The following is an 11,474-nucleotide window of genomic DNA, read 5'->3' as shown; positions in this document are numbered from 1 at the left end:
GCGGGCGAGCCGGTCGCGGTCGCCCTCGATTTGGTGGAGCCCGACCGCGAGCTGTTCCTGCTCGTGGGCTACGACGTCGAACGCCTCCGGAACTACTCGCTCGGCCTCCTGATCGTCGACAGCCTGGCGCAGGACGCCAGCGGCCGGGGCAAGTCCTACTTCGACCTCACCGTGGGTGACGAGTCGTACAAGTCCGACTTCGCGGCCCAACCCTTGCCACTCCACCAGGTGCGGGTACCCCGCACGGCGCAGGGCCACGCGGCCATGCTCAGCAACGACGGCATGATCGCGGCTCGGCGCGTCGCCAAGCGGGCACTGGTGGCGAGGCAGGCTCGGCGCGCGCGGAAGATCTCGGAGGCAACGGCGGCCCCGTCATCTACCGGTGCGCCGACGGCCTGACCGTCGCCCTGGTGGGGCACGCGATGTCCCGGCCTGCCGTAGGACCAACCTCACGGGTCACTACAGCTGGCCCTCCACGCCCAGCCGCTGCAGGATGAGCTCGCGGACCCGGCCGGCGTCGGCCTGCCCGCGAGTGGCCTTCATGACGCCGCCCACGATCGCACCGACGGCCTGCACCTTGCCGCCACGTATCTTCTCGGCAACCTCCGGCTGGGCCGCGAGGGCACCGTCGATCGCTTCGAGCAGCGGCCCGTCGTCGGACACGACCGCAAGGCCCCTCTTCTCGACCACCTCTGTGGGCGTGCCCTCGCCCGCGAGAACGCCGTCGAGCACGTCCCGCGAGAGCTTGTCGTTGATCTTGCCGGACTCGATGAGGAAGTTCAGCTCCACGATCAGCTCGGGCGTCACGCCCAGTTCGGCGGGTTCGACGTCGGCGATCTTGGCACGGCGCGAAATCTCGCCCATCCACCACTTGCGCGCAACGGCGGCGCTGACACCGGCGGCGATCGTGTCCTCGACCGAGGACATCACCCCGGCGTTGACGACGTCGCGGAACTCGGCGTCGGAGTAGCCCCAGTCGGCTTGCAGGCGCTTCCGCCGCTCGGCGGGGGGCTCGGGCAGTTCGGAGCGCAGCCTCCCGATCCACGCCTCGTCGGTCACCACGGGCACGAGGTCCGGCTCGGGGAAGTACCGGTAGTCGTCGGCGTCGGACTTCGGCCGGCCGGACGTCGTCGACCGCGTGTCCTCGTGCCAGTGACGCGTCTCCTGGGTGATCGGCGTTCCGGAGTCGAGGACGGCGGCGTGCCGCTGGATCTCATACCGGACAGCGTGCTCCACGGCGCGCAGCGAGTTGACGTTCTTGGTCTCGGTGCGCGTGCCGAACTTCTCCTGGCCGTACGGACGCAGGGACACATTGGCATCGCAGCGCACGTTGCCGCGCTCCATGCGCGCGTCGGACACGCCGAGGTTCTTCACGATCTCGCGGATCGCCGCGACGTAGGCCTTGGCCAGCTCGGGAGCTCGGGACCCGACACCCTCGATGGGCTTCGTGACGATCTCGATGAGGGGAACGCCCGCCCGGTTGTAGTCGACGAGCGAGAACTCGGCGCCCTGGATGCGGCCCGTGGAGCCGCCCATGTGGGTCAGCTTCCCGGCATCCTCCTCCATGTGCGCGCGCTCGATCGCCACCGTGAACACTGTGCCGTCGGCGAGTTCGATGTCGATCGACCCGTCGTAGGCGATCGGGTCCTCGTACTGGGAGGTCTGGAAGTTCTTCGGGGTGTCCGGGTAGAAGTAGTTCTTCCGCGCGAAGTAGCATTTCTCGGCGATCTTGCAGCCCAGCGCGAGCCCGATCTTGATCGCTGACTCCACGGCCACCCGGTTCACGACCGGGAGGACTCCGGGGAGGCCGAGGTCCACCGGTGTGACGTTGGTGTTCGGCACGTCACCGAACGCGTTGGGCGCCGACGAGAACATCTTCGTCCGGGTGTTCAGCTCGACGTGCACCTCGAAGCCGAGCACCGGGTCATACTTCTCCAGAGCCTCTTCGAAGGAGAGGATCTCTTCGGTTCCAGCAGTCATCTATTTTCCTCCGTCAAGCGCGGGGGCCTGGGCCAGCAGCGGCCCACCCCACGTCGATTCGAGCAGCGATTCAAGGACCGCACCCACGCGGTACAGGCGTGCGTCCTGGCGTGCAGGGGCGAGGAGCTGGATGCCCACCGGCAGCCCATCCTCATCGGCAAGTCCGCCCGGCAGCGTCAGCCCGGGAATGCCGGCCAGGTTCGCGGGGATGGTGGCGACGTCGTTGAGGTACATGGCCAGCGGGTCGTCGAGCTTCTCCCCCAGCCGGAACGCGGTGGTGGGTGACGTCGGGGAGACCAGGACATCGGCCTTCCCGAACGCCGAGGCGAAGTCACGCTGGATGAGCGTGCGAACCTTCTGCGCGGAGCCGTAGTAGGCGTCGTAGTAGCCCGCGCTCAGCGCGTAGGTGCCGAGGATGATGCGCCGCTTGACCTCGTCACCGAACCCGGCTTCCCGGGTCGCTCCCATGACGCGTTCGATGGTCGGCGTGCCCTCGGGCACCACGCGCAGGCCGAAGCGCACACCGTCGTACTTGGCCAGGTTGCTCGACGCCTCCGACGGCATGATCAGGTAGTACGCACCGAGCGCGTACCGGAAGTTGGGGCAGGACACCTCCACGATCTCCGCGCCCGCCGAGCGAAGGAGCTCCAGGGACTCGGAGAACCGCGTGAGGACGCCGGCCTGGTAGCCCTCCCCCGAAAGCTCCCGGATGACGCCGATGCGCATGCCCTCGACCTGGCCCAGGCGGGCCGCCTCGACGAGCGCGCCCACGGGGTCCGTCAGCGACGTCGAATCGCGCGGATCGTGCCCGCCGATCACCTCGTGGAGCAGCGCGGAGTCCAGCACGGTGCGGGAAACCGGCCCGATCTGGTCGAGCGACGAGGCCATGGCGATCGCCCCGTAGCGCGAAACCCCTCCATAGGTCGGCTTCACTCCGACCGTGCCCGTGACGGCCCCGGGCTGGCGGATCGACCCGCCGGTGTCGGTGCCGAGCGCGAGAGGTGCCTCGAAAGCGGCGACGGCGGCTGCGGAGCCGCCACCGGAGCCACCCGGAATGCGGTCGAGGTCCCACGGGTTGCGCGTGGGCCCGTAGGCGGAGTGCTCGGTCGAGGAGCCCATCGCGAACTCGTCGAGGTTGGTCTTGCCGAGGATCGGCATGCGTGCCGCACGGAGCTTCTCGATGACCGTGGCGTCGTAGGGGCTCTGCCAGCCCTCGAGGATCCTCGAGCCGGCGGTGGTGGGCTGGCCCTTCGTGACGATGAGGTCCTTGACCGCGATGGGCACACCCGCGAGGGGGTGCAGCGCCTCGCCGTCGGCCCGTGCCCTGTCCACTCCGGCCGCGACACTGAGTGCCTGCTCGGTATTGACGTGCAGGAAGGCATTGATACTGCCGTCGACGGCGGCGATGCGGTCAAGGTGTGCCTGCGTCACCTCGACGGCGGAGACCTCACCGGCGCGCAGCCTGAGTGACAGCGCGTCGGCGCTGAGGCGGATCAGATCGGTCATGGGTTACTCCCCGTCCAGGATTGCAGGGACCTTGAAGCGGCCGTCGGCGTTGTCGGGAGCGCCGAGCAGGGCTTCCTCGTTGCTGAGGGTCTCCCCGACGACGTCGTCCCGGAAGACGTTGCTCAGCGGAATCGGATGGCTTGTCGCCGGAACGTCGTCGCCAGCCACCTCGCTGACGGACTTGATGGAGTCGACGATCACGGCCAGCTCGCCGGCCATGCGGTCGAGTTCGTCGTCGCTCATGTCGATGTGGGCAAGACGGGCGAGGTGCGCGACGTCGTCCCGGTTGATCTCGGCCATGGATCTCCCCTGGAAGTGGTGGTGGGTGGCTACCCCCAGTCTACTGGCGCGGGATTCACACGCACGCACCGCGGTGCCGGATCCCCGGGAATCGCCGGGGAACTTCCCGGGCGGGCTACAGCTCCAGGCGGAAGACCCAGAGCAGGATGTCCTCGTTCGGAACCCACCAATCCCGTTCGGGGATCCGCGCGAAACCCATCGATCGATACAGGCGGTGAGCACGGATCATGTCCGAGCCGCTGGTAAGGCTCACGGCCTCGATTCCCGGCAGCGTGCGGGCATGGTCGACGATGCGCTCCACCATCCTTCGGCCGATCCCTGCGCGCTGCACTGCGGGGTCCACGGCGAGCATCCGGAATTCGAGCTCGCCGGCGACGGCGATGTCGGTGTAGCGCTGGCCTTCGAGTGTCAGGGCAACCGAGCCCACGACGTTGCCGTCCTGCTCCGCGACCCACACCTCGGCGTGCGCCGCGCGGTGCTCGACGTCGGACAGGATCGCCATGTAGGGGTGCCCCTCGTCGGCGAAGTAGCCTGCCTCGAGGTAGGCTCCGCGGGTGATGCGCCGGACGTCGTCATAGTCCTCGGGCCGCACCGGCCGGATGGCCACCTCGCCGGGGGCGCGTTTCGGGAATGGTGTGTTCACTGCTGCCGTTTCTCCTGGGTTCCGCAGATCACCGTGACCTGCGGAGTGCTCTCCCTGATTTTACGGCGTGGCGGTTCGCGGGCCGTCCGGTCCGTGACGCGTTTCTCAGACCGGCCCGCGGATGCGGTAGATATCGAGGTCGACCTTGTCCCGGCCGGCCTCGAGGCGCGCTGTGTCCGGAGCGCCGGAGCGCAGGAACATCAGCACCGCGCCGCCGGAGGTGCTGGCCAGTCGCTTCAGCGCCGTGCGGATCCGGTGATGGGCATCCGCGGCCGCATCGACAAGTTCAGCGACGGCCGTCTCGGGGGTTTCGATCGGCACACCCGACGGGACCATCCGGTCGAGAGCTCCCAGGGGCTCACCGGTGCTGTCCATGACTCGTCCTTCTTCCTGCCTGCTGCTTCCTGCTTCCTGCTTCCTGCTTCCTGCTTCTACCATGCGCCTTTCAGGGCCGGGAGCCATGAGAGCTGGGTCCCATTTCCTGGGAGTTCCGTCGACCTGCGCTTCCCCCGTGGGACTACGGTCCCAGCAGGGTCAACGCCCGCCTATTCCGGCGTCGCGGGCCAGGACGATCGCCCGCGCCCGGTTGGCAACGCCCAGCTTGCCGAAAACGTGGGTGATGTGGTTCCGCACGGTACTCGGGCTGAGAAAGAGCAGCCGGGAGATTGCAGCGTTGTCCAGCCCCGACGCGATCAATTCGAGAATCTCCCTCTCCCTCGCTGTCAACAGGTCGAGGGGGTGCGGAACCGGCACGGACTGCGGATCGAGGAAGTTGTCGATGCTGGAGAGGAAGAGCCCCCAGGCCGGTTCGTGGGCCAGCAGGATGTGGTTGTTGCTGTCGAGCAGGAGAAAATCCGCCCCGGGAACAAGCGCGGCCACCTGGTAGCCGCTCTCGAGCGGAACCATGGCGTCGTTGCGGCTGTGCATCACCAGGGTAGGGACGCGCACCCTCCCCGCCTGGGCGGTGACGTCGATGCGGTGGCAGACGTCGAGCGACTCCGACACCGTCTCCGCTCCTGCGGCCGTCCGCTGCAGCTCGTTGAACGAGGTCAGTTGCTCCAGTGATGACTCGGGAATGAACCGCGCGCTCCACAGTTGCCGGATCGCAGCATTGTCCTCATCCCAGGACAGCTGCATGAGGGTGCGCAGAGCTTCGCCTTCCCGGGAACTCCGGGCGTCTCCCCGCCTTTCCCGTCCGAGGACGAACGTTCCGTAGAGGACAAGGGCCCTGACCCTGTCCGGGTGCCGCACTGCATAGTCGATGGCAACCGGCCCCGCATTCAACATTCCCAGAACGGCGAACGATTTCAGACCGGCTGCCGCGACAATCGTCTCAAGGTCCTCCACCCAGGTCTCCAGCGACATCCCGTCCCGCCCGGAGGAGGACAACCCGGTCCCTCGGCTGTCATACCGAAGAATGCGGTGGGAGCGGCTGAGTCCTTCGAGCCAGTGGTGCCATACCGGACTGTTCCAGTCCATGGCCACATGCGAGGGCCAGTGGCCGACGATGACCAGAACCGGGCCGGAGCCGTTCTCCGTAAAGGCGAGGCGCGCGCCATCCCGGGTGAGAGCAAAGTGGATGACCTGGCTGCTTGCCATGAGCGTCTCCTCCGCCGGAAGCCCGGATGCCGCACCGGGACCAGTCTAGGACCGCCCGAGGTCCCTGCGCGCGGCAGTGACCACTTTTTCGGGATCACCCATTCTGTCCACCGGCCGCGCTCCACCGAGGTGCACGTTCGACATGCAGAACCATTGCAGCAGTGCGCGGTCCCTCCAGCCCCCCTTGAGCCCTATCAGCGCCACCTGCCCGATCACGGGGAGCACCTGTCCGGTGTCCTCGTCGAACTGGAAGCCCGGGTACAGGACCCGCCCGGCCCTCGTTACAACGCCGAGGATCTGGCGATTCCCGGCCAGGCAGCCTGCCGGGGGACTCTTTGCCCCGACACGCCGATCCACTTCGCTGCTGGTCAGCATTCCGAATTCCGCGGCGATCCCGGCCCAGTGGGCACGGGCGATTCTCCGCGCGGTGCTCATGGCCGGAGAATCAAGGCGGGTCGGTCCGCTGTCCATGGGCCAAAACTACGCCCGATCAGCACCGGAATCATATGCCCGCGGGCATCGCAATCCAACCGAGACCTGGGGGTTAGACATGGCCAAATCTCCGCGCCACCTCAGGGATCCGGGATAGTCCTCTCCGGGTCCGGCCCCTGCTCGAGCAGCCTCAGGAAGCCGTCCTCGTCCAGCACGGGGACGCCGAGCGTCTCCGCTTTCTCGAACTTGGTTCCGGCGTTCTCCCCTGCGACGACATAGCTCGTTTTTTTGGACACTGATCCTGCGGCCTTCCCGCCGCGCAGAATAATCGCCTCCTTCGCCTCGTCGCGGTTGTAGGTCGCCAGGGAACCGGTCACCACCACCGTGAGCCCCTCGAGCGTCCGTGGCCTCGACTCGTCGACGTCGTCCTCCATCCGCACGCCGGCGGCCGACCAGGCGTCGAGAATCTCGCGGTGCCACTCCTCCTCGAACCACTCCCTGAGTGCCGCCGCGATGGTCGGCCCGACCCCGTCGACGCCGGCGAGCTCCTCTTCGCCCGCCGCGCGGATACGCTCCATCGAACCGAACGCCGTGGCGAGCGACCGCGACGCCGTGGGCCCGACATGGCGGATGGACAGCGCCACCAGCACACGCCACAGGGGCTGCCGCTTCGCCTTCTCGAGCTCCGTGAATAGCTTCCGCGTGTTGGCGTTCGGCTCCGAGGGCTTCTTCGCCGTCCCTTTCGAGTAGAAGTAGGGGACGAGTTCGCACCCGGTGACCACCCCCTTGACCTTTCGATCGCGCTCGATCCGGACCCCGGCGAGCATCTCGGGCGTCAGCGAGAAAATCTGCGCTTCGGTGGTGATCGGCGGCACCGCCGGTTCCGCGGGCTGGGTCAGCGCAATCGCTGCCTCCCAGCCGAGGGCCTCGATATCGAAGGCGCCCCTTCCGGCGAGATGGAAGATCCGCTCCCGCAACTGCGAGGGGCACGACTTCGCGTTGGGACAGCGGATGTCGACGTCACCCTCCTTCGCGGGCTGAAGGGGGGTGCCGCAGGACGGACACTCCGTGGGCATCACGAATTCGCGGACCTTCCGGGCATCCCGCAGCGCCACGACGGGGCCGACGATCTCGGGAATCACGTCACCGGCTTTCCTCAACACCACGACGTCGCCGATCAGCACCCCTTTCGCCTTGACCACAGCCTGGTTGTGAAGGGTAGCCATGCTGACGGTCGATCCCGCGACCTTGACGGGCTCCATCAGCCCGAACGGCGTCACCCGGCCCGTCCGGCCGACGTTGACGAGAATGTCGAGCAGCGTGGTATTGACTTCTTCCGGCGGGTACTTGAAGGCCACCGCCCACCGGGGCACCCGCGAGGTGTGGCCAAGCGCCCGCTGCAGCGCGAAGCTGTCCACCTTCACCACGATGCCGTCGATCTCATGCAGCAGGCCGTGGCGGTTCGAACCGTAGTGCTCGATGAACCCGACGACGGCGGCCTGGCCTTCCAGCACCCTGAAGTACGGCGACGTCGGCAATCCCCACTCCTTGAGCAGGGCGTACGTCCCGGACTGCGTTTCGGCATCGAGTCCGGTGCGCGCCCCGATGCCGTGGACACACATGTCGAGGGGGCGCTCCGCCGTCATGGCAGGGTCCTTCTGCCGGAGTGATCCCGCGGCGGCATTGCGCGGATTCGCGAACGGCGCCTTTCCCGCCGCCACCATGCGCTCGTTGAGCTGGGTGAATTCCTCCGACGGGATAAAGACCTCCCCGCGGACCTCCACCTCGTGCGGAATGCCCTTCCCGGTGAGGCGCCGCGGTATGGACGCGATGGTGAGCACGTTGTGGGTGATGTCCTCACCCGTCACGCCGTCACCGCGTGTTGCTGCCCGCACCAGTTCCCCGTCCCGATACAGCAGATTGACGGCCAGGCCGTCGATCTTCAGCTCGGTGAGCCAGCTGACCGGGCTGCCAGGGCTGCGCTGCTCCACGGTTGCCCGCGCGCGGTCGAGCCAGACCGTCAGTTCGTCGAGTGAAAAGACATCCTCGAGGCTGTACATGCGCTGCAGATGCGCGACGGGCGCGAAGGCCGAGGACACGTCGCCGCCCACCTCCTGCGTGGGGGAGTCGTGCGAGACCAGTTCGGGATGCAGCGCCTCGAGCTCTTCGAGGCGCCGGAACAGTGCATCGAACTCGGCATCGGAGATGGTGGGCGCCGCCTCCTGGTAGTACGCCGTCCGGTGGGCGCGCACCTGCTCGGCAAGCTGCGCGTATTCCTCACGCAGGTGCTTGCCCGGGGGGACGGGAGAAGCCCCTGCGCCATCGGTCTCGTGCGGGTCCCTCGTATTCTCAGCCACCCGACCTAGTCTGCACCACCGGCCGGGAACCCGAGCAGTTCAGCGAGGTTTCGGTGGTGTTTCACACGGACGGCCTGTCGGCCTCGATGATCGTGCCTGGGGGCGTCCTTCGAACGGGATCATCGGGGTCCGACGGGCCGGCGCCCCCTCGATCCGCGGAAACCTCCTCAAGGGAAGCGTCCTCTTCGATGGCGTCGAGAACGATGACGGTGACGTTATCCCTCGCACCCGACCGAAGGGTCGCTTCGATCAGGGCATCAGCCGCCAGCTGAGGATCGGGGATGGTGCTGAGCACGTCGTAGATGCCGTCGTCGCTCACTTCCCCGCTCAGGCCGTCCGAGCAGATCAGGATGCGATCATCCTTCCCGACCGGCATGAGCCAGTAGTCCGCCTCGGCATCGTCGCCTGTCCCGAGGGCGCGTGTGACCACGTGCCGGCGCGGATGGGTGTGTGCCTGGGCCGGGGTGATCTCGCCGAGCTCCACGAGCTCCTGCACTTCGGAGTGGTCGATCGACACCTGGCCGAACCGGTCCCCGCTCAACCTATAGGTCCGGGAATCGCCGACATTGAAGAACAGCCAGCAGGGCGCCCCCGAGTCCTGCACGACCACGACCCCGGATACGGTGGTACCCGCTGCACCTCCGGTCTCTGCACGTATTGCCGCGTCCATTTCCTGGATCAGCTGCTCAAGGTCCTCGACCGAGAAACCAGGGGTCCGGGATCCGATGATACTGCTGCGCCCCAGCGTCCTCACACACACGCCGCTGGCGATTTCGCCTGCCTCGTGACCGCCCATTCCATCGGCGACGGCGAAGATCGGCTCAGCGGCGATGAGCGAGTCCTCGTTGAGTTCGCGCCGCAGGCCGCGGTCGGTGGCGAACCCGTAGGTCAGCCTCACCCTGCGGGGCGCCGCACGGACGGCATCGGGGGCATTGGTCACGGGGCAACCACGGCGCGGTCGGTCGGCTGATCTATCATTCCCCTATTCTGCACTGCCCGGACGGGTCGCGTGGACGGCCGGTCAGTCAAGGATAAGACCCGTGCCGGTTCCCCGAGCGAGCGATACCGGGTGGACCTCCCCGAACCCGCGGACCGTGCGGGCCTCATGCGGCATCAGGACGAACTTCTCGTTGTTGCTCAGTGTCGCAGCAGTAGAGGCATCGATGAGGACGGTTCCCGGCTCGGCCAGGGACGTCAGGCGTGAGGCAAGGTTCACCGTGGGTCCGTAGATATCTCCGAGGCGCGACAGAACCCGCCCCCACACCATCGCGCACCGGGCCGACGGCAGGAGCTCATCCTCGGTGAAGGCCTTGGCGAGGGCAAGTGAGATCTCGGCGCCCGCCTCCGGTGATTCAGCGATGTACAGCACCTCGTCCCCGATGGTCTTGACGAGCCGGCCACCACCGACCGAGATGATTTCGGCGCACTTGTTCTCGAAGCGCTGCACCAGCTGCGCGAGCGTCCGTTCGTTCATCTGGCGCGAAAGGCTGGTGTAGGAGACCAGGTCGGCGAAACCGACGGCGCGGGCCAGCGGCAGCGGCGCATCCTGTTCATCGCCATCGCGACCTGTCTCACTGGCCTGCAGGCCGGACTCCGCCCGCAGCGCAAGCCGCTGCACCGCGGCGTTCATCTGGCGCCGCCAGGCATAGACGAGCGTCTTCTCGAGCGGTTCGATCAGCTCCGGCAGTTCGGCGACAAGCGTCTTCCGGGCAGTCGCGTCGGAGATGCCGCGCTGGACCACCATCTCCTCGACCAGGGCTTCGATCTGCCAGACCACCATGCGGTCCGTCATCTGGCCGACGGCACGGGTGATGGAGATCGCGGCATCCTCGGTCAGCTGTTCCCGGCGCACCAGCTCGATGATCGTCGTCAGCGCGTTCTGGTCCTTCTCAGTGAACGCGATGTCGTCGTCACCGATGTTGGGAAAGCCCATCGCGCGCCACAACTTCCGTGCCGACAGGAGCGACACTCCGGCCCCTGCCGCCACATCGCGGCGCCGCAGGGTGCGCTCCGCACCCAGCAGCTCGATCTCGAGGTTGCGGATGATGTCCCGGTCCAGGTGGACGAGGGGTTCCGGCCTGGCGGCGGCCTCGCCCACGAACGCTGCAGCGTCCGACCCGGCAGCGGCAGCTGCATTCCCGCTGCGGGCGGTGGGCATGGAACCTGCTGCCGGCGCTGTGCCGACGTCCCCCTGCAGGCGCCACACCGCCTTGGCCGCGGCGTGCGCCCCCAGGCTGCGACGGGCGGCGGGCGGCGCCTCCGGGCCCGGCCCCGCAGCGGCAGCGGGCGGCGCATCATGTCCTGCACCAGACTCCGCAGCGGCAGCGGGCGGCGCGTCATATCCTGCACCAGACTCCGTGGTCATGTCCTGCCGTCCCTCCGCTCCTGCCTGGCCCCAGGGTCATCCTGACGGGCGTAGTCCGAATCAATCTCCATGTCTACACCATCGAACATGACGGTCAGTGGGAGCTCGCTGACCGCTGCCACCACATAATCCTTGAAGGTATGCACCTGGGGAACATCCCGGTAAGTGACCACGCGGTCACGTCCCAGGTCCACCAGGAGGGTTCCGCTGCCCACGAACCGCTGCAGCAGCCCCTGGGTGGTGTCGAGCTGGTAGACCGCAGACAGCGGCACCTGGTGTTCACGTCGGCGGG

12 protein-coding genes are annotated in these 11,474 nt (G+C 67.6%); 1 reads left to right on the top strand and 11 read right to left on the bottom strand.

Annotated elements, in window-relative coordinates:
* The coding region (locus Y704_RS0107210) for a GNAT family N-acetyltransferase (protein ID WP_026549622.1) at positions 1 to 399 on the top strand (399 nt) is incomplete at its 5' end.
* A gap of 60 nt (positions 400 to 459) precedes the next feature.
* On the opposite strand, the gene gatB is transcribed toward Y704_RS0107210, so the two are convergent.
* The 11 genes from gatB to Y704_RS0107155 form a co-directional block, all read right to left on the bottom strand.
* Positions 460 to 1,980, bottom strand: a complete 1,521-nt coding sequence (gene gatB, locus Y704_RS0107205; protein WP_026549621.1) for an Asp-tRNA(Asn)/Glu-tRNA(Gln) amidotransferase subunit GatB — start codon at positions 1,978 to 1,980, stop codon at positions 460 to 462.
* Positions 1,981 to 3,486: an Asp-tRNA(Asn)/Glu-tRNA(Gln) amidotransferase subunit GatA gene (gatA, locus tag Y704_RS0107200; RefSeq protein ID WP_026549620.1), complete on the bottom strand. Its 1,506-nt coding sequence runs from the start codon at positions 3,484 to 3,486 to the stop codon at positions 1,981 to 1,983.
* A gap of 3 nt (positions 3,487 to 3,489) precedes the next feature.
* Entirely contained in the window at positions 3,490 to 3,786 is a 297-nt protein-coding gene (gatC, locus tag Y704_RS0107195; protein WP_026549619.1) for an Asp-tRNA(Asn)/Glu-tRNA(Gln) amidotransferase subunit GatC, read from the bottom strand.
* Between the two features lie 115 nt (positions 3,787 to 3,901).
* A complete protein-coding gene (locus tag Y704_RS0107190; protein ID WP_081747465.1) occupies positions 3,902 to 4,429 on the bottom strand; it encodes a GNAT family N-acetyltransferase in 528 nt (175 codons plus the stop codon).
* Positions 4,430 to 4,534: 105 nt separating this feature from the next.
* Entirely contained in the window at positions 4,535 to 4,804 is a 270-nt protein-coding gene (locus Y704_RS0107185; RefSeq protein ID WP_026549617.1) for a hypothetical protein, read from the bottom strand.
* A 159-nt stretch (positions 4,805 to 4,963) separates the two neighbouring features.
* Positions 4,964 to 6,028, bottom strand: a complete 1,065-nt coding sequence (locus tag Y704_RS0107180; RefSeq protein ID WP_026549616.1) for an alpha/beta fold hydrolase — start codon at positions 6,026 to 6,028, stop codon at positions 4,964 to 4,966.
* 45 nt (positions 6,029 to 6,073) lie between these two features.
* Entirely contained in the window at positions 6,074 to 6,499 is a 426-nt protein-coding gene (locus tag Y704_RS0107175) for a hypothetical protein (protein ID WP_155850257.1), read from the bottom strand.
* Positions 6,500 to 6,600: 101 nt separating this feature from the next.
* The gene (gene ligA / locus Y704_RS19620; RefSeq protein WP_051476792.1) at positions 6,601 to 8,817 is read right to left on the bottom strand and encodes an NAD-dependent DNA ligase LigA; all 2,217 of its coding nucleotides are present in this window, start codon (positions 8,815 to 8,817) and stop codon (positions 6,601 to 6,603) included.
* 61 nt (positions 8,818 to 8,878) lie between these two features.
* Positions 8,879 to 9,757: a PP2C family protein-serine/threonine phosphatase gene (locus Y704_RS19615; protein WP_051476791.1), complete on the bottom strand. Its 879-nt coding sequence runs from the start codon at positions 9,755 to 9,757 to the stop codon at positions 8,879 to 8,881.
* Positions 9,758 to 9,838: 81 nt separating this feature from the next.
* Positions 9,839 to 11,182, bottom strand: a complete 1,344-nt coding sequence (locus Y704_RS0107160; RefSeq protein WP_253904255.1) for an adenylate/guanylate cyclase domain-containing protein — start codon at positions 11,180 to 11,182, stop codon at positions 9,839 to 9,841.
* Positions 11,179 to 11,474: PH domain-containing protein (locus Y704_RS0107155; protein ID WP_162149383.1), on the bottom strand; the 296-nt coding region annotated here is incomplete at its 5' end. The genes Y704_RS0107155 and Y704_RS0107160, both read right to left, overlap by 4 nt.

The sequence above is a fragment of the Arthrobacter sp. Br18 genome, assembly GCF_000520555.1.
Taxonomy (GTDB): domain Bacteria; phylum Actinomycetota; class Actinomycetes; order Actinomycetales; family Micrococcaceae; genus Arthrobacter_D.
The sequence above is the reverse complement of the archived record's forward strand: the minus strand, read 5'-3'. Positions and strand labels throughout refer to the sequence as shown.